Below are 18,015 nucleotides of genomic sequence, written 5' to 3'. Positions count from 1 at the left end.
GTGGCTCCCGAATGAGCCACAATATTGCAAAAAATGCTTGCTATATTCCGGGTTTTCCCGCACACTCCCTCCCCATGATGACCAAGGTACTTTTCGTTTGCATGGGCAATATCTGCCGCTCGCCGAGCGCAGAGGGGGTCTTTCGCCATCTGGTAAGCGACGCCGGTTTAAGTGATGTCGTGGCGACCGATTCGGCCGGCACGCATGCTTTCCATATCGGCGAAGCGCCGGACGCGCGGGCTGTTGCCGCCGCTCGTAAGCGCGGTTACGACATCAGTCAATGCCAGGCTCGCCAGGTCACGGCCGAAGATTTTCGCGACTATGACCTGATTCTGGCCATGGATTGGGACAATCTTTCTGCATTGCAGCAACAATGCCCCAAGGCGTATCAGCACAAGCTGATGCTGCTGATGCGTTTCGCCAATGACTTCGAGGAAGCCACCGTGCCTGACCCCTATTACGGCGGTTCGGAAGGCTTCGGCAAGGTGCTCGACTATCTCGAGGACGCCTGTCAGGGCGTGATGGAGCTGGTGCGCAAGCGCGCCACCCAGTACCAGGCCGCCTGATCTCCCCTGTGGTTTGCGGGCGCCGCCAGGCGTCCTGTCGAAACCGCGCCCCGGCGCGGTTTTTTTGAACCGAGATACTTAGCGATTTACTCGGGAATTTGCTATACTTGAGGTAATTACTCAAGTATTAGGCCGGGATGGCTTCCTGCATTGAATAGGTCGATCCCGGGATCCCAACGGATTTACAGGAAACCTCACGATGCGGCTAACAACCAAAGGGCGTTTCGCCGTGACGGCCATGATCGATCTGGCCATGCGCCAGCACAGCGGCCCGGTCACCCTGGCGGCAATCAGTCAGCGGCAGAACATCTCCCTCTCCTATCTGGAACAGCTGTTCGGCAAGCTGCGCCGCCACGAACTCGTGGACAGCGTGCGCGGCCCCGGCGGCGGCTATTCCCTGGCGCGCCTGGCGCGCAACGTCACCGTCGCTGACATCATCTTTGCGGTCGACGAGCCGCTCGATGCCACCAGCTGCGGCGGCAAACGGGATTGCACCAGCGGCAAGGACGGCAAGTCCGGCAAGTGCATGACCCATGAACTGTGGTCGACGCTGAACCGCAAAATGGTGGACTACCTGGATTCGGTTTCCCTGCAGGACCTGGTGGATCAACAGCGCGTACGCCAACTGCAGGAAGCCAGCAATCAGAATCAAAGCTGTTCGGTGCGCGTCAATCGCGCCGGCTCCGGCACCAGTGCCGCTGCGGCCGGTGCGCCCCTGGTCAATGCCGCGGCCGCCGTCTAAGAAGTCTCAGGAATCGTAATCATGAACAACCGTCCCATCTACCTGGATTACTCCGCCACCACGCCGGTTGACCCGCGAGTGGTCGAGAAGATGATCCCCTGGCTTTACGACAATTTCGGCAACCCCGCTTCGCGCAGCCATGGCTATGGTTGGGAGGCCGAAGAGGCCGTCGAGAACGCGCGCGCCGAAGTGGCCCGCCTGGTCAATGCCGATCCGCGCGAGATCATCTGGACTTCCGGTGCCACCGAGTCCGATAACCTTGCCATCAAGGGCGCGGCCAATTTCTACGCCGAGCGCGGCAAGCACATCATCACCGTCAAGACCGAGCACAAGGCGGTGCTGGACACCTGTCGCGAGCTGGAGCGCCAGGGCTTCGAGGTGACCTACCTGGACGTCAAGGAAGACGGCCTGCTGGACCTGGAGGTCTTCAAGGCCGCGCTGCGCCCGGATACCGTGGTGGCCTCGGTGATGATGGTCAACAACGAGATCGGCGTCATCCAGGACATCGAGGCCCTGGGCGAGATCTGCCGCGAAAAGGGCGTGATCTTCCATGTCGACGCCGCCCAGGCGACCGGCAAGGTCGAGATCGACCTGCAGAAGCTCAAGGTCGACCTGATGTCCTTCTCGGGCCACAAGAGCTATGCGCCCAAGGGTATCGGTGCCTTGTATGTGCGCCGCAAGCCGCGCGTGCGCATCGAGGCGCAGATGCACGGTGGCGGCCACGAGCGCGGTTTCCGCTCGGGCACGCTGGCGCCGCACCAGATCGTGGGCATGGGCGAGGCTTTCCGCCTGGCCCGCGAAGAAATGGGCACCGAGAACGAACGCATCCGCATGCTGCGCGACCGCCTGCTGGCGGGTCTGTCGCAGATCGATGAGGTGTATGTGAACGGCAGCATGGAACACCGTGTGCCGCACAACCTGAACATCAGTTTCAACTATGTCGAGGGCGAGTCCCTGATCATGGCGATCAAGGAACTGGCTGTCTCCAGCGGTTCGGCCTGCACCTCGGCCAGCCTGGAGCCCTCCTATGTGTTGCGCGCTCTGGGGCGCAACGACGAGTTGGCGCACAGCTCGATCCGCTTCACCCTGGGCCGTTTCACCACGGAACAGGAGATCGACTTCACGATCGATCTCATCAAGAGCCGCGTTGGCAAGCTGCGCGATATGTCGCCGCTGTGGGAAATGGCTCAAGAAGGTATCGATCTGAACTCCGTGCAATGGGCCGCTCACTGAGCCCGGCACGCTAAAGGAATACGTGGAGAATCATCATGGCTTACAGCGATAAGGTCCTGGACCACTACGAAAACCCCCGCAACGTCGGCTCCTTCGAGAAGGGCGACGACTCCGTCGGCACCGGCATGGTCGGCGCGCCGGCCTGTGGCGACGTCATGAAGCTGCAGATCAAGGTCAATGAGTCGGGTGTCATCGAAGACGCGCGCTTCAAGACCTACGGCTGCGGCTCGGCCATCGCCTCCAGCTCGCTGGTGACCGAATGGGTCAAGGGCAAGACGCTGGATCAGGCGCTGGCCATCCGCAATACGCAGATCGCCGAGGAACTGGCGCTGCCGCCGGTCAAGATCCACTGCTCGATTCTGGCTGAAGATGCCATCAAGGCTGCCGTGCAGGACTACAAGGTCAAGCACGGTGAGGCCGAGGCTGTCGCGGCAGACTGATATGGGCGTCACCCTGACCCAACAGGCGGCCAACCATGTCAGCCGCTATCTGCAGAAACGTGGCAAGGGTGTCGGGCTGCGCCTGGGCGTTCGTACGACCGGGTGCTCGGGCATGGCCTACAAGCTCGAGTATGTCGATGAAGCGCAAGCCGAGGATCAGGTGTTCGAGAGTTTCGGCGTCAAGGTCTTCATCGACCCCAAGAGCCTGGCCTATCTGGATGGCACAGAACTCGATTACGCCCGCGAGGGCCTGAACGAGGGCTTCAAGTTCCGCAACCCCAACGAGAAGGCGAGCTGCGGCTGCGGCGAGTCGTTTACGGTGTAACTTTTGGCTGGCGACAATCACTTCAGTCTGTTCGGGCTGCCGGCCCGCTTCGCCCTCGATGACGCTGCGCTGGAGGCCGCCTGGCGCGACGTCGCGGCCCGCGTGCATCCGGATCGTTTTGCCACGGCCTCGGCCGTGGAGCGCCGGGTAGCCATGCAATGGGCTGCCCGCGCCAACGAGGCCTATCGGGTGTTGCGCGACCCCATGCAGCGTGCCCGTTACCTGTGCGAACAGGCAGGCGTCGATCTGCAGACCGAGAGCAATACCTCCATGGATGGCGCCTTCCTGATGCAGCAGATGGAATGGCGCGAATTGCTGGATGATGCCCGCCAGGACGCCCAGGCGCGCGAACGCCTGGATGCCGAACTGCAGGCTGCGCGTCAGGCCATGCGGCAACAGCTGGTCGGTCTGATCGACGAGCGTCAGGATCATGTCGCCGCCGCACGCAAGGTGCGTGAGTGGATGTTCATCGAGAAACTGGCCCAGGAACTGGCTGCCATCCAACCTTAGCGGCCGGTGTGTGCCGGCTGCGCCTTCAGCGACAAAGAGATAAATGGCTTTATTGCAGATTTCCGAACCTGGCGATTCGCCTGCGCCGCATCAGCGCCGTCTGGCGGTCGGGATCGACCTGGGGACGACCAATTCGCTGGTGGCCGCGGTGCGCAGCAGCGTGCCGGAGGTCCTGCGCGATGATCAGGGGCAGGTGTTGCTGCCCTCGGCGGTGCGCTACCTGGAAGACGGCGGCGTGGCCATCGGCCAGGCCGCCTTGCCGCATCAGGCCAGCGACCCGCATAACACTATCGTGTCGGTCAAGCGTTTCATGGGCCGTACGGCCGAGGATGCTCGTGCAGCCGGCGCGCCCTACGAATTCATCGATGCACCCGGCATGTTGCGCCTGCGCACCCGCCAGGGCGACCTGAGCCCGGTCGAGGTCTCGGCCCAGATCCTGGCCAAGCTGCGTCAGCGCGCCGAAGATGTGCTGGGCGATGACCTGGTCGGCGCCGTGATCACCGTGCCGGCCTATTTCGATGACGCGCAACGCCAGGCCACGCGCGACGCCGCGCGTCTGGCTGGCCTGAATGTACTGCGCCTGCTCAATGAGCCGACTGCCGCGGCTATTGCCTACGGCCTGGATCATGCCGCCGAAGGCGTCTACGCAGTCTACGATCTGGGTGGCGGTACTTTCGATATCTCCATCCTGCGCCTGAGCAAGGGCGTCTTCGAGGTGATTGCCACCGGCGGTGACACGGTGCTGGGCGGGGATGATTTCGATCATGCCATCGTGGCCGATCTGGTGGTTTCGCAGGCTATTGCGCCGCAGTCCGCTTCGGGCCAGCGGGCCTTGCTGGTGGCAGCCCGCCAGGCGCGTGAAGCGTTGACCGATCAACCCCAGGCCGAGTTCACGGTGGCGCTGGATGAAGGCCGTCAGCTGCAGGCCACGCTGACCCGCAGCCATTTCGAGACTCTGGCTCGTCCTTTGCTGATGCGTACGCTGGAAGCGGCGCGACGCGCTCTGCGCGATGCCGATCTGACGCCGGCCGAGGTCAAGGGCGTGGTCATGGTGGGCGGTGCGACCCGCATGCCAGTGGTGCGCGAGGCGGTCGGCGCCTTTTTCAACGCCACGCCGCTCACCGACCTGGACCCGGATCAGGTGGTGGCGCTGGGCGCTGCCCTGCAGGCCAATCTGCTGGCAGGCAATCGCGCGCCGGGCGAGGACTGGCTGCTGCTGGATGTCACGCCATTGTCGCTGGGCCTGGAAACCATGGGCGGGCTGGTCGAGCGGGTCATTCCGCGCAACAGCACGATTCCGGTGGCCCGCGCGCAGGAGTTCACCACCTTCAAGGACGGCCAGACGGCCATGAGCGTGCACGTCGTGCAAGGCGAGCGCGATCTCGTGGCCGATTGCCGGTCGCTGGCGCGCTTCGAGTTGCGCGGCATTCCTCCGATGGTGGCTGGCGCGGCGCGCATTCGCGTGACCTTCCAGGTCGACGCCGATGGCCTGCTGAGCGTGACGGCGCGCGAACAGAGCACCGGCGTGGAGGCGGCCGTGACAGTCAAGCCTTCCTATGGCCTGTCCGATGATGAAATCACCCGCATGCTGTCCGACAGCGTGTCGCACGCCGACGACGATGCGCGCGCGCGCATGCTGCGCGAGCAGCAGGTCGAGGCCCGCCAGCTGGTGGAGTCGGTGACGGCAGCCCTGGCTGCCGATGGCGATCTGCTGCAGGCCGACGAACGCGCCCGCATCGATGCCGCCCTGCAGACGGCCAGCGACGCGCGCGAGGCCAGCGATGTGGATGCCGTGCGCCAGGCGGTGCAGGCGCTTTCGGACGTGACCGAAGACTTTGCCGCCCGCCGCATGGACCGCAACATCCGCCGCGCGCTGGCTGGCCGTACCCTGGACGAACTCGCTTAACCCGATCTCATGCCCAAACTGACTGTATTGCCTCATCCCGATATCTGCCCGGACGGCGCGGTGATCGACGATGCCCCCAGTGGCGTCTCGATCTGCCGGGTGCTGCTGGACAACCACATCGATATCGAACATGCCTGCGAGCTTTCCTGTGCCTGCACGACGTGCCACGTGGTGGTTCGCCAGGGTTATGCCTCGCTGGAAGAGCCCAGCGAAACCGAGGAAGACCTGCTCGACAAGGCCTGGGGCCTGACCTCCGTCTCGCGGCTGTCCTGCCAGGCCATGATCGCCGATGCCGATCTGACCGTCGAGATTCCGAAGTACACGATCAACCACGCCAAGGAGGACCACTGACATGAAGTGGGTCGATACCTATGAAATTGCCGAGGCGCTGATCGAGGCCCATCCGGACGTCGATCCCAGGCAGGTCCGTTTCACGCAGTTGCGTGACTGGGTGCTGGCGCTACCCGGCTTCGACGATGATCCCGCCCGCTGCGGCGAGCGGATCCTGGAAGCCATCCAGATGACCTGGATCGACGAGGCGGACTGAACCGTCGTCTTCCCGGCTGGCTCATTGCCAGTAAAACAGAGCCCCGCATGCGGGGCTCTGTGCATTTGCGCGCTGCGGGTGGGCTACATCCGGTATTGCGCCGTCAGCATGTAGGCGCGTGGCGGGCCGAAGAAATTCCGGTCGTAGCTGATGGATTGATAGTATTTGCGATCGGTGAGGTTGCTGAGATTGAGAGCCAGCGACAGGCGTTCGCTGACGTCATAGCCCAGGCGGGCATCCAGCAGGGCGTAGCCACCCTGGCTGCGGCCGTAGTAGCCGAACTCGGTCGAGCGGCTCTGCACGCTCAGGCCGCCACCGAGCGCCCAGCGATGCCATACGCCGGGCAGACGGTAGTTGGCCCAGATTCGGGCCAGGTGGCGAGGCACGCCGGCATTGGCTGAAATGTCGTAGCCAACCGAAGGAACGTCGTTGCCACGGTGGCGGGTCTGTGTGTAGGTATAGGAGGCTGACACCTGCAGGCCACGCACCAGTTCACCGCTGAGTTCCGCCTCGAAGCCCTGGCTGCGTACTTGGGCCGTGGAGCGATAGCAGGCGCCGCCGCAGCGCGCATCGGCAATATCCTGAGGAACCAGGCTGTCTTCGAAGGCGACCTTCTTCTGGTCGGTGCGGAAAATGGCAAAGGCGACGTCCAGCTGGCCGTCCATCAGGCTGCCCTTGAGGCCCAGTTCGTAGTTCTTTCCCGTCACCGGGCTCAGGAAATTGCCTTCGGCGTTGCGCTGACTCTGCGGACGGAAGATCTCGGCATAGTTCGCATAGGCCGACCAATGCGGGTTCAGGGTGTGGACCAGCCCGGCGAAGGGGGTGAATTGTGCGCTTTCTTTCGCGGTGGTGGCGGAGTAACCCCATATGCCGTTGGAAATATAGGTTTGCTTGAACCAGGAATAGCGCCCGCCCAGGATGAGCGTCAGGGGTTCGGCGATGGCGTAGCGAACGTTGGCGTACACGCCTTTCTTGTCCGAACGGTAGCCATCGTCCATGCGGTTGGCGGCGATGATTTCGTCGCTGTTGAGCGAGGCGGCCGTCACGCGCTGGCCTTCAGAGTGGCTGAGGTCTTCGACATTGCGCATCCAGCCCCAAAGGTCGCGACTGCGCTGGTGCGAGAAATTCCCGCCCAGCGTGAAGTCCAGACGCCGCCCGAGCAGCTCGGCATCGCCCGTCAGGTAGGCATCGGCGCCGAGATTGCGTGAATGCATATCGAAGGCATAGGCGTCTGCGCGCATGGTGCTGGGCGGGCCGAGGCGGCCGGTGCGCAGCAAGTACTTGATGTCATTGGCTTCGTCCACGCGGACGACGGCGGCCTTGAATTTCCATCCATTGGCAAGGCGATGGCTCAGGTCGGCGAACCAGGTGGTCTGGGTCTTGAAGGCATGGTTCCACTTCGCGCTCAGGTTCGTCGAACGCGGGTATTCGGGCATGGACCCGTCGGCGTATCCGGGCAGCCCCGACCAGTCGATCACCCCATAAGGCTTTTCGCGGCTGTAGCCCAGACCCAGCATGGTGTCCGGTCCCAGGTCGAGGTCGAACGCCGCATAGAGGGTGCGTTCGTTGTTGTCGAGATAATTCCGGAACGACCCTTCGGTGGTGTAGCGCGCGACCACACGCGCACGCAGCGAGCCATCGTCGTTCAGGGCCCCGCCGACATCGGCCTGTGCGCCGTAATGATCCCAGGAGCCTGCCCTGGTGGTGAAAATGGCCTGGAACTCCCGAGTCGGGCGCCGGCGCACCAGGTTCACGGATCCGGAAGGGTCGCCTGCGCCTTCGAACAAACCCTGCGGGCCACGCATGATCTCGACGCGATCATAGATGACGGTGTCGCTGTTGAACGCCGATCCGCGTGCGTATAGCTGACGCTCCAGTGGTACGCCATCGAACTGGTAGCTCTGGATGAAAAAGCCGCGCGAGTAGAAGTGTCCACCCGGTTCATTGGCCACCATCGAGACGCCGGGAGCCTTGTTGAGCGCCTCGCGGATGTCGGTGATGCCCTGGTCGTCCATGCGCTGGCGGGTGATCACGGAGACGGCCTGGGGAATGTCGCGCAAGGATTGTTCACCCTTGGATACGGTGACCACACTGGAGGCATAGGAGTCACTGCCTTCGGTCGTGGCCGGGTCTCGGCCAACCACAGCGATCGGGCCCAGTATGGCTACCTGCGACGGCATCCCGGCAGCAAGCAGGCGATACTGACCCGGTGCGTCCTGCTGTGCGTGCAGGCCGGTGCCGGCCAGAATCGCTGCCAGCGCCTCGGAGGGGGCATAGATGCCTTGCAGGCCTGTACTGTGTCTGCCTTGAGTCAGGCCGGGCGCACTGGCAAGCAGCACGCCGGATTGCGCCGCAAAGGCGGCCAACACCTCCTGCAGATCGCCGGGCGCAATGCGATAGCTTAGCGGGGCGGCCGCGCTCATGGGCGGCGTTCGGGCCTGGACGGGCAGCGACGCCGCCAGCAGGCCCAGCGCCAGACACAGCGAGGGCAGGGCGCGCGGCCCGGAAGAAAAGGCAGGGACAGGCATATCGGGTTCCTGGTTGCGATAAGGGAAAAAGACCGTGATGGGATCTCTTGTCCTCTTCATCGAACGACAGCCGAAAAAGCGGAACCGTTTGTCGCGGATCTACAGCGGCCCGATGTCCAGCCAGCCGGGCAGGCGATGTCGCAGCCGGATCGGCAGCACGGCTTGCAGGCGTTCCAGCGTGCCTTGCGGGTCGGTCAGCGCAAAGCTGCCGAAGACCGGCAGGCGGGCGACCTCTGGCGCCACGCGGATCACTCCCCGACGGTAGCGGCCGAGCTCCCGGATCAGCGATTCCAGCGGCATGTCGCGGGCAATGAGCAGGCCGCGTACGGTTTGTTCGTCATGAGGCGCGAGCGGGGCCAGGGGGCCGATGCCTTGCAGACCGACACGCGCTGCCCATCCTGCCGGGACTTCCCGGTTGGCGCCAGTTGGCGTGCGAGCCAGGACCGCGCCCTCGTAGACCGCCAGGTTGGTATCGTCCTGCCGCAAACGGACGGCAAAACGCGTGCCCAGAGCCTGCATCTGGCCGTGCGGTGTGTCGACCACAAAGGGGCGGGCAGGGTCGCCGGCAGTGGCGATCAGGATTTCGCCTTGCAGCAGCCGCAGGCGCCGTTGGACGTCGTTGAAACTGACATCCAGGGCGCTGGCGGTGCCCATCCATACCTGGCTGCCATCGGCCAGACGCAGCTCGCGCACCTGGCCGGTCGGGCTGCGGTAATCGGCCTGCCAGGCCTGCAGCCAATGGGGCGCGCCATGCTGGCGCCAGGCAGCGGCTCCCAGGCCGGTGAGGGCGAGCGCACCCAGACCCAGTAGCATGCGTCGGCGCGCGCTGTGCGCTGTGGCCCGGCGATAGGCGCCGATTGCCGCGCGCGGGTCACCCGCCTCACGCAGGGGTTGGAACATGCCGGTGACTTGCCCGATCTGGGCCCATGCGCCGCGGTGGGCGGGCGCCGCGTCCAGCCAGGCTTGCCAGGCTGCCTGATCCTGCGGCGTGGCCTGACCCGAGCGCAGCAGCGCGAACCAGGAGGCAGCCTCTTGCAGCGCGACGGCGCCGGGCGTGGGCAAGGCGCTCATTCGAGGTGAGTGAGGCAGTGCAGCATGGCCTGGGCGACGTACTTGCGCACCATGCGGGTGGAAACAGACAGCTCGGCGGCGACCTCTTTGTCGCTCATGTCGCAGCCCACCGCCATCACAAAGGCATGGGCCGCCTTGACGGGTAGCGCGCCCAGCCGGCGGTCGATGTCGTGCAGGGCCTGCAGCACCATGCTCTGGTGTTCGGCCGAAGGGGCGTGGACCGGGGGCTGGGCAGCCAGCGTCTCCAGCCAGGCCTGTTCGATCTGCCTGCGACGCCACAGGTCGATGCAAAGTCCGCCGGCCATGGCACGCAGGTAGGTGCGCGCCTGGGGACGGCTGCCGAAGGGGCGCGGCTTGAGCAACAGGCGGACAAAGGCGTCCTGGGCCAGATCGGCCGCGTCGGCTGCGTTGCCCAGGCGGCGCCGCAGCCAGCCTTGCAGCCAACTGTGGTGTTCGCCATAGAGCGTGGCCAGGCCGGGTGGGCTAGGGTAATCCGAAGCGTTCAAGGAGGCAGGGGCAGCGGGGCGTTGTCGTCCGGCATGGGCGATGCCCGGGCTTGCTGCAGGAAATTGAATAGAAATGATTATTACTTGAATTCCTGGCTTGAGCAATGCTCGCGCGCCATGCCAGGGTAAGACACGCCGGGTATCATTGGCCTGCCTAGCAGGAAAACTCTTTTGATCTATGACTATGCCTGGATTGCGTTTTGGCCTGGCGGCCAACCGGCTGCATCACGAGACCCCGGATGCGGCCCTGTTCACCTGGCTGCGTGCCAGCGGCGCGGCGATCCGCGAGATGGGTATGCAGCTGCACACTGTCGGGCGTACCCACGACGCCATCGTGCGCGAAGGGATGCTGCAGGGCTACAACGGCCTGATCCGCTATCCCTATGGCCGCGAAGGGGGCCTGATGAAACTGGTGGCCCGCGTGACCGAGGGGCGCGACGGCCAGGCGCCCTTTGATGGCGCCATCTATCTGATCGACCCGGTCGATCCGTCGTCCATCTTTCCCGAAGCGCTGGCCCTGAAGCGTCAGTGCATCACGCATGGACGGCCTTTCATTTCGACGCTGGCCGGGGCCATCGAGTGGGTCGAGGTCGAGCGGGTGCTGGCCGGCTTTGCGCCCGACCCGGCGCTGTCGAGGATGTTCCGTTTCGAGGGCCAGACGCTGGCCTTGATCGCCCACGATGCGCTGAAAGAAGAGATGGTGTCCTTTGCCGACCGTTATTTCGATTTACTGTCGCAGTACGCCAGGCGGGTGGCGACCGGCACCACTGGCGGGCGACTCAATGAGTTGGCCTGGTCGCGCGGGTGGCCGCGCGAGCGGCCCTGGGTCGTGCCTTACCTGAGCGGGCCGCTGGGCGGTGACGCGCAGATTGCCGAGCTGGTGCTGGAGCACGAATGCCAGCGGGTGATTTTTTTCGAGGATCCGCACGTGGCGCGTCAGCACGAGGCTGACATTCAGCTGCTGGAGCGCGCCGTGCGGGTGGTGACGGCGTCGGCGACCTGTGCGACGTCGCCCTCGGTGGCGCAGCGCTGGGCCGAGGCGGTGTGCAAGCGTCAGGCCATGCTGGCTTGAGGGCTTGCGGGCGCGCCGTGCTTCAGCGCGGGCGCCTGCGCCAGGCCTGCAGGCCAAAGGTGAAAGCCAGCAGCAGCAGGATGCCGGCCAGGGGCAGCAGAAAATCCAGCCTGCCGTCAGCCCGGGTGAGGGTGGCGCGCAGCATCCAGACCAGCCAGCAGAGCAGCGCGGCTCCCAGATTCAGGCCGCTGGCCCAGCACCATACGAAAAAACCGCGCCGTACCGGCCCACGGGGGGCGGCACGACGCGGCAGGATCCAGTACAGCACCCCTGACACCAGCACTGCAAGCAAGAGAATCTTGATCAGCATGGTTCAGGGGCGGGCCGTTCAGTCTTCGCGCCGCATGTGCGGGAAGAGGATCACGTCGCGGATGCTGGGGCTGTCGGTCAGGAGCATCACCAGGCGATCGATGCCGATGCCGCAGCCGCCGGTCGGGGGCATGCCGTACTCGAGCGCGCGGATATAGTCGGCGTCGTAGTACATGGCTTCCTCATCGCCGGCATCCTTGGCTTCGACCTGGGAACGGAAGCGCTCGGCCTGGTCTTCGGGATCGTTGAGTTCGGAAAAGCCGTTGGCGATCTCGCGGCCGGTAATGAACAGCTCGAAGCGCTCGGTGATCCCTTCACGACTGTCCGAGGCGCGTGCCAGCGGCGAGACTTCGACCGGGTAGTCGATGATGTAGGTTGGGTTCCAGAGCTGCGATTCGGCGGTTTCTTCGAACAGCGCCAGTTGCAACGCGCCCAGGCCGGCGCGCGAGAGCACCGGACCGTTGACGTCGGCACCCAGCTTTTTCAGTTCGGCGCGCACGAAATCGGCATCGTCGAGTTGCGCCTGGGTGTACTGCGGGGCGTACTTGATGATGGCCTCGCAGATCGTGAGGCGGTCAAAGGGCTGGGAGAGATCGAGCTCGCGGCCCTGATAGCTGAGCACGGCGCTGCCGGTGGCGGCGATGGCGGCCTGGCGGATCAGGGTTTCGGTGTAGTCCATCAGCCAGCGGTAGTCCGCATAGGCCGCGTAGAACTCCATCATGGTGAACTCGGGGTTGTGGCGCGGGCTCACCCCTTCGTTGCGGAAGTTGCGGTTGATTTCGAAGACGCGCTCGAAGCCGCCGACGATCAGGCGCTTGAGATAGAGCTCGGGGGCGATGCGCATGTACATCTGCATGTCCAGCGCATTGTGGTGGGTGACAAAGGGCTTGGCCGCCGCGCCGCCCGGGATCGGGTGCAGCATCGGGGTTTCGACCTCGACGAAACCGGCCGACAGCATCGCCTGGCGGATGCCGCCGATGGCCTTGCTGCGCGCCTCGAAGGTGCGGCGCGTGGCGTCGGTCATGATGAGATCGACGTAGCGCTGACGGTAGCGCAGTTCCTGGTCGGCCAGGCCGTGGAATTTGTCGGGCAGGGGGCGCAGCGACTTCGACAGCAGGCGGGCCTGGGTGGCATGCACCGAGAGCTCACCCTTGTTGGTCTTGAACATCGTGCCTTCGATGGCAATGATGTCGCCGATATCCCACTGCTTGAAGGCGGCGTAGACGTCTTCGCCGAGGGTGCCGCGCTCCAGGTAGAGCTGGATGCGGCCGCTGCTGTCCTGCAGCGTGGCAAAGCTTGCCTTGCCCATGACGCGTTTGAGCATCATCCGCCCAGCCACTTTGACATGCACGGCGGCATCCACCAGGGCCTGGGGCTCCTGGTCGTCGTACTTGGCGTGCAGTTGCGCGGCCTGCGCATCCGGAACGAAGTCGTTCGGATAGGCGACGCCGGCTTCGCGCAGTTTGGACAGCTTGGCGCGCCGCTCGGCGATCAAGCGGTTTTCATCCTGGGCGGTGGGCGAGTGATCAGTCATGATGGGTCATTGGTAATTGCGGATGTCGTCGAGTTCGGTCTGGCCGAAGTCGTCGCGATCCAGGTAGGCGAGCATGCGCGCGGCGACATCCGTCGCCGACGCCAGCTTGCCAGTGGAATGGAACCCCTGGAACCGGGCCAGGGCGGGAAAGGCAGCGGGATCGCTGGCGCGGATATTGGCCTGCATGTCGGTGTCGACGATGCCAGGGGCCAGGGACACGATGCGCACGCCGCTGTCGGCATGTTCGGCTTTCAGGACGCGGCTGTACATGTCCAGCGCCGCCTTGGTGGCGCAGTACACTCCCCAGCCGGCGTTGGGATTGCGGCCCGCGCCCGACGAGATGTTGAGGATGCGGCGTTCGGCCTGCAGGCCGTCGACGGCCTGCAGAAAGCGTGCCGTCAGCAGCATCACGGCCGTGACGTTGAGGGTGAAGGCCTGGCCGATCGCGGCGGCGTCATCCAGCGCGCGGGTGTTGGCCACCGGGTGCACCGTGCCGGCATTGTTGATCAGCAGGTAACGCCCGGCATCGCGCGGGATGTCCAGCGCCTGGATGGCGCGGGTGGCTGCCGCCGGGTCCGACAGGTCGACCTGGATCTCGGCCAGCGCGGCCCCGCGTTCTCGTGCCAGGGCAGCCAGCTCCGGATCGTTGCGGCGCGCCAGGGTCACCAGGCGGGTGCCGGGTTGCAGCAGGCCGCGGGCCAGGGCGGCGCCCAGCCCGCGTGAAGCGCCGGTCAGGATGGCAAACGTATCGGTCATGGCGACAAAGTCCCTCAGGAAAATGAAAGCGGCGCGGGGCGCACGGGCCCCGCGGTCGATCAGATGCCCTGCTTGAGGCTGGCCTGGATGAAGGGATCCAGGTCGCCGTCGAGCACTTTCTGGGTGTTGGAGATTTCGACGTTGGTGCGCAGATCCTTGATGCGGCTCTGGTCGAGCACATAAGAGCGGATCTGGTGGCCCCAGCCCACGTCGGTCTTGGCGTCTTCCAGTTTCTGCTGCTCGGACATGCGCTTGCGCATTTCCAGTTCGTACAGCTTGGACTTCAGCATCTGCATGGCTTCGGCGCGGTTGCGGTGCTGCGAACGGTCGTTCTGGCACTGCACGACGATGCCGGAGGGTTCGTGCGTGATACGCACGGCCGAGTCGGTTTTGTTGATGTGCTGACCGCCCGCGCCGCTGGCACGGTAGGTGTCGATGCGCAGATCGGCCGGGTTGACCTCGACTTCGAACGATTCATCCACCTCGGGGTAGACGAAGACGCTGGCAAAGGACGTATGACGCCCGCCGGACGAGTCGAAGGGGCTTTTGCGCACCAGGCGATGCACGCCGGTTTCCGTACGCATATAGCCGAAGGCGTACTCGCCCTCGAACTTGATGGTCGCGGATTTGATGCCGGCGATATCGCCTTCGGATTCTTCCAGGACCTCTGCCTTGAAACCCTTGCGTTCGGCATACTTGAGGTACTGGCGCAGCAGCATCGAGGCCCAGTCCTGGGCTTCGGTGCCACCGGCGCCGGCCTGAATATCGATGAAGCAGTTCAGCGGGTCGGCCGGATTGGAGAACATGCGGCGGAACTCCATGCCCTCCAGGATTTCCTGGAAGTCATCGGCGTCGCTCTCGACGGCCTCAAGCGTGGCGTCGTCATCGTCGGCGCTGGCCAGCTCGAACAGTTCCTGGGCATCGGCCAGGCTCTGGGCGAGGGTGGTCAACGTATGGACGACATCTTCGAGCGACTTCTTCTCACGGCCCAGATCCTGAGCGTGCTTGGGGTCGTTCCAGACGGCGGGATCTTCGAGTTCGGCGTTTACGACGTGCAGGCGTTCAGCTTTGGCATCGTAGTCAAAGATACCTCCGTAGAGCCTGTTCGCGCTCCGCGTAGTCTTCGAGACGGGCGGCGATCTGGTTCTGACGTTCGGCTTCCATGGTTGATCCTGGTGACTTTTATGCGAAACCGACTATTTTAGCGCGCTTGCCGGGGAGTCGGTCGGTCGCTTTTTCTCTCCCCGGGGCCCGGTGTTCAAACCGGACCGGCGTATTCGATGACCAACTGGGCGGTAACCATGCCGTTCCAGACATTCTGCTCCAGCCGGTAGGCCGCCTGGATCCGTTCCGGCAGGGACTCGTCGTGGCCGAACCAGATTGCGTCAAAGCGTTGGCCGCCGCGCTCCAGCGCCAGTTTGAGGTGTTTTTCCCCGACCAGGCGCTGGTTGCGCACTGTGAACTCATCGAGGAACAACGGGGCGGCGAATCCGGCGCCCCACACCTGTTGCTGCAGCAGCCCGGCCACTTCGGCGTTGGCATAGCCCGACTCCAGGGAGCCGTCGGTTTCCAGCAGGGGTTCGAAGCGGTCGCGCCCGGTCAGTTCGCGCACGGCGGCATCGAAGGCGGGGGCAAAAGCGTCGAAACCATCTACGCCCAGGGTGAGCCCGGCGGCCATGGCGTGGCCGCCGAACTTGCGGATCAGGCCGGGGTGGCGCTTGGAAACCAGGTCCAGCACGTCGCGCAGGTGCACATCGGGAATGGAACGGCCCGAACCACGTATTTCATCGTCGCCGGCCGGCGCGAAAGCCAGGGTGGGGCGCCAGAATTTTTCTTTCAGGCGCGAGGCCACCAGCCCGACCACGCCCTGGTGCCAGCTGGGATCGAAGACGCAGACGGTGGCGCCGGCCACGGCATCGGGCGCTTCCATGGCCGCCATGGCTTGCTCGCGCATTTCGGCCTCGATGCCGCGTCGCTCGCGGTTGATCTGGTCGAGTTCGCGCGCCATGGCCAGGGCCTGGTCTTCGTCATCGGTGGTCAGGCAGGCGATGCCCAGGCTCATGTCTGCCAGGCGGCCGGCGGCGTTGATGCGGGGGCCGAGGGCAAAACCCAGGTCAAAACCATTGGCGCTGCGCGGCTCGCGCCCGGCGACCGCAAACAGCGCGCGCAGGCCGGGCTGCATGCGCCCGGCGCGCATGCGCTGCAGGCCTTGCGTGACCAGCAGGCGGTTGTTGGCATCGAGCTTGACCACGTCGGCCACGGTACCCAGGGCGACCAGGTCGGCCAGCGCGTCCAGGCGCGGCCCGCCATCGGCGGCAAACACGCCGCGGCGGCGCAGTTCGGCCCGCAGCGCCAGCATCAGATAGAAGATGACCCCCACGCCGGCCAGGTTCTTGGACGGAAAACCGCAGCCCGGCTGGTTCGGGTTGACGATGGCCAGGGCGTCGGGCAGCGAGTCGCCCGGCAGGTGGTGGTCGGTAATGACCACACCGATGCCGGCCGCATTGGCGGCGGCCACGCCGTCCACGCTGGCGATGCCGTTGTCCACGGTGATGATGATGTCGGGTTTGCCGTTGCGGTGCCGCAGGGCCAGGTCGACCACCGCCGGAGACAGGCCGTAGCCGGTCTCGAATCGGTTGGGGACCAGGAAATCGACTTGCGCGCCCATGGCGGCCAGCGCGCGCAGGCCGACTGCGCAGGCAGTCGCGCCGTCGCAATCGTAGTCGGCCACGATGAGCAGGCGCTTGCCCTGGGCGATCGCGTCCGCCAGCACGGCGGCCGCATGGCCGGCATGGGTGAGCTGCCCGGGCGGCAGCATGGACGGCCAGGCCAGACGGGTCTGGGCGGGATCGACCACGCCGCGCGCCGCCCACAGGCGCGACAGCAGGGGGTGTATGCCGGCGGCCTGCAGGTTTTGGCAGGCCGCGAGATCGGCATGGCGAACAGTCAGACGGGGGATGACCACCAGCGTTTCCAATCCGTTTTGGGCGCCGGCAGCCATTTGCGCAAGCCGGTGCGGGGGTTGAGGGTGACCTCGGCCTGGCGCTCGCGGCCCAGCAGCACCAGCTGCAGGGCCTGCAGGGGCTGGCCGTCGGGGCGCGCCAGCGGGCGCAGGTGGTCGCGATCCAGCCGGGCCAGAGCGGCCAGCCAGGCCGCCCAGTCGCCGGCGCGCGCCAGGGTGTCGAGTTCGGGGGCCAGGACCGGCGGCAGCGCCCGCAGCGCCCAGGGACGGGCGCCGCCATAGAGCCACAGGCCGTTGACCGCGGGCAGGCCGCGTTCGCTGCGCGCCTCGTTGACCGGGTGCGCATACCAGGCCATCTGGATATCGTTGAGCAGGCGGCGCCAGGGCCGGCTGGCCGGGTCCAGCGTCCACCAGTGTTGCAGCCGCTCGCCGATCACGGCGGCCGGGCTGGCGGCGTCGGGTTGCAGCCCGGGCGGCAGACTCAGGCGCCATCGTCCGGGGCCGAGCGCGTGCGCCTCGAAGCCGCCGTCGGCCAGCAGGTCGCGAGCGGCTTGCAGCAGCGCGGCGCCTTCGTCGGGCTGCAATTGCAGCAGGTCGGGGTCGAGCAGGTTGGCGCTGTCCATGCCCAGCGCCAGATGCACCAGATCCGCCACCCAGACCGGAGATTCGTCCTGCGTGCCGCCCAGCAGCGGGCCCAGGCCCGCGCCCAGCTTCTGGGATGCCGTCGGTGTAAAACCGGCCGCCCGGACCTGCCAGCCTTCATAGGCCGTGCAGCCCTGGGCGCGGACATCGAAACCTTGCACGCGCGTCTGGCCCTGCGCCAGCCATAGGCTGAGCGTGGGCGCATGTTCAGGGAGGTGGCGGGCCAGTTCGCCGGCCACGGCGGTAGCGGGCAGAGCGCCCGGGATCACGAGTTGCATGCCCGGATTGTAGTCCTGCCCGCCAGCGTCAAAACAGACCGTCACAGTTGGCCTGCCGATCGCCTGTCACGGCCGGGAAGGTTAGTGC

Annotated in this window: 19 protein-coding genes; 10 read left to right on the top strand and 9 right to left on the bottom strand. The window is 65.4% G+C overall.

What is annotated here, in order from left to right:
* Window positions 1-74 precede the first annotated feature (74 nt).
* The 9 genes from A7V84_RS19840 to iscX all read left to right on the top strand — a co-directional run bounded on the left by A7V84_RS19840 (window position 75) and on the right by iscX (window position 6,269).
* Entirely contained in the window at window positions 75-566 is a 492-nt protein-coding gene (locus A7V84_RS19840) for a low molecular weight protein-tyrosine-phosphatase (protein WP_025517472.1), read from the top strand.
* A gap of 199 nt (window positions 567-765) precedes the next feature.
* Window positions 766-1,308 (top strand): Fe-S cluster assembly transcriptional regulator IscR, encoded by a 543-nt coding sequence (gene iscR / locus A7V84_RS19835; protein WP_025517470.1) that lies wholly within the window; start codon window positions 766-768, stop codon window positions 1,306-1,308.
* 21 nt (window positions 1,309-1,329) lie between these two features.
* Entirely contained in the window at window positions 1,330-2,541 is a 1,212-nt protein-coding gene (locus A7V84_RS19830; protein WP_025517468.1) for an IscS subfamily cysteine desulfurase, read from the top strand.
* A 35-nt stretch (window positions 2,542-2,576) separates the two neighbouring features.
* Entirely contained in the window at window positions 2,577-2,981 is a 405-nt protein-coding gene (iscU, locus tag A7V84_RS19825; RefSeq protein WP_025517466.1) for a Fe-S cluster assembly scaffold IscU, read from the top strand.
* Between the two features lies 1 nt (window position 2,982).
* Window positions 2,983-3,306 carry an iron-sulfur cluster assembly protein IscA gene (gene iscA, locus A7V84_RS19820; RefSeq protein WP_025517464.1) on the top strand — a complete coding sequence of 108 codons (324 nt, stop codon included), beginning with the start codon at window positions 2,983-2,985 and terminating at the stop codon, window positions 3,304-3,306.
* A 3-nt stretch (window positions 3,307-3,309) separates the two neighbouring features.
* Window positions 3,310-3,816, top strand: a complete 507-nt coding sequence (gene hscB / locus A7V84_RS19815) for a Fe-S protein assembly co-chaperone HscB (protein WP_025517463.1) — start codon at window positions 3,310-3,312, stop codon at window positions 3,814-3,816.
* A 43-nt stretch (window positions 3,817-3,859) separates the two neighbouring features.
* Window positions 3,860-5,722, top strand: a complete 1,863-nt coding sequence (gene hscA, locus A7V84_RS19810; RefSeq protein WP_025517462.1) for a Fe-S protein assembly chaperone HscA — start codon at window positions 3,860-3,862, stop codon at window positions 5,720-5,722.
* A gap of 9 nt (window positions 5,723-5,731) precedes the next feature.
* Window positions 5,732-6,073: an ISC system 2Fe-2S type ferredoxin gene (gene fdx / locus A7V84_RS19805; protein WP_025517460.1), complete on the top strand. Its 342-nt coding sequence runs from the start codon at window positions 5,732-5,734 to the stop codon at window positions 6,071-6,073.
* Window position 6,074: 1 nt separating this feature from the next.
* On the top strand, window positions 6,075-6,269 hold the full coding sequence (iscX, locus tag A7V84_RS19800; RefSeq protein ID WP_025517457.1) for a Fe-S cluster assembly protein IscX: 195 nt from the start codon (window positions 6,075-6,077) through the stop codon (window positions 6,267-6,269).
* A gap of 83 nt (window positions 6,270-6,352) precedes the next feature.
* On the opposite strand, the gene A7V84_RS19795 is transcribed toward iscX, so the two are convergent.
* From A7V84_RS19795 to A7V84_RS19785, 3 genes are all read right to left on the bottom strand, one after another.
* Window positions 6,353-8,797, bottom strand: a complete 2,445-nt coding sequence (locus A7V84_RS19795) for a TonB-dependent siderophore receptor (protein ID WP_063492095.1) — start codon at window positions 8,795-8,797, stop codon at window positions 6,353-6,355.
* A gap of 99 nt (window positions 8,798-8,896) precedes the next feature.
* Window positions 8,897-9,868 (bottom strand): FecR domain-containing protein, encoded by a 972-nt coding sequence (locus A7V84_RS19790; protein WP_063492096.1) that lies wholly within the window; start codon window positions 9,866-9,868, stop codon window positions 8,897-8,899.
* Window positions 9,865-10,374 carry a sigma-70 family RNA polymerase sigma factor gene (locus tag A7V84_RS19785; protein ID WP_033533993.1) on the bottom strand — a complete coding sequence of 170 codons (510 nt, stop codon included), beginning with the start codon at window positions 10,372-10,374 and terminating at the stop codon, window positions 9,865-9,867. Before A7V84_RS19785 ends, A7V84_RS19790 begins: the two co-directional genes overlap by 4 nt.
* A 178-nt stretch (window positions 10,375-10,552) precedes the next feature.
* Between A7V84_RS19785 and A7V84_RS19780 the strand changes: the two genes are divergently transcribed.
* Window positions 10,553-11,446, top strand: coding sequence for a methylglyoxal synthase (locus A7V84_RS19780; RefSeq protein ID WP_033533994.1), 894 nt, complete (start codon window positions 10,553-10,555; stop codon window positions 11,444-11,446).
* A gap of 22 nt (window positions 11,447-11,468) precedes the next feature.
* Here the strand turns inward: A7V84_RS19780 and A7V84_RS19775 are convergent, their stop codons facing one another.
* From A7V84_RS19775 to A7V84_RS19745, 6 genes are all read right to left on the bottom strand, one after another.
* On the bottom strand, window positions 11,469-11,756 hold the full coding sequence (locus A7V84_RS19775; protein WP_063492097.1) for a hypothetical protein: 288 nt from the start codon (window positions 11,754-11,756) through the stop codon (window positions 11,469-11,471).
* A gap of 18 nt (window positions 11,757-11,774) precedes the next feature.
* Window positions 11,775-13,289: a lysine--tRNA ligase gene (gene lysS, locus A7V84_RS19770; RefSeq protein ID WP_025517450.1), complete on the bottom strand. Its 1,515-nt coding sequence runs from the start codon at window positions 13,287-13,289 to the stop codon at window positions 11,775-11,777.
* Between the two features lie 6 nt (window positions 13,290-13,295).
* Entirely contained in the window at window positions 13,296-14,045 is a 750-nt protein-coding gene (locus A7V84_RS19765; RefSeq protein ID WP_063492098.1) for an SDR family oxidoreductase, read from the bottom strand.
* A gap of 59 nt (window positions 14,046-14,104) precedes the next feature.
* Window positions 14,105-15,209, bottom strand: a protein-coding gene (gene prfB, locus A7V84_RS19760; RefSeq protein WP_101604774.1) for a peptide chain release factor 2 whose coding sequence is annotated in 2 segments (ribosomal slippage) — window positions 14,105-15,127 and window positions 15,129-15,209 — 1,104 coding nt in all. Because the reading frame shifts where the segments join, the coding sequence is not laid out codon by codon here.
* Between the two features lie 94 nt (window positions 15,210-15,303).
* Window positions 15,304-17,010: a single-stranded-DNA-specific exonuclease RecJ gene (gene recJ / locus A7V84_RS19750; protein ID WP_025517443.1), complete on the bottom strand. Its 1,707-nt coding sequence runs from the start codon at window positions 17,008-17,010 to the stop codon at window positions 15,304-15,306.
* A complete protein-coding gene (locus A7V84_RS19745; RefSeq protein WP_025517442.1) occupies window positions 16,992-17,927 on the bottom strand; it encodes a hypothetical protein in 936 nt (311 codons plus the stop codon). The genes recJ and A7V84_RS19745 overlap by 19 nt, the downstream gene beginning before the upstream one ends.
* Window positions 17,928-18,015: the final 88 nt, after the last annotated feature.

This window comes from Bordetella trematum, from assembly GCF_900078335.1.
GTDB classification, from domain to species: Bacteria; Pseudomonadota; Gammaproteobacteria; order Burkholderiales; family Burkholderiaceae_B; genus Bordetella; species Bordetella trematum.
The sequence above is the reverse complement of the archived record's forward strand: the minus strand, read 5'-3'. Positions and strand labels throughout refer to the sequence as shown.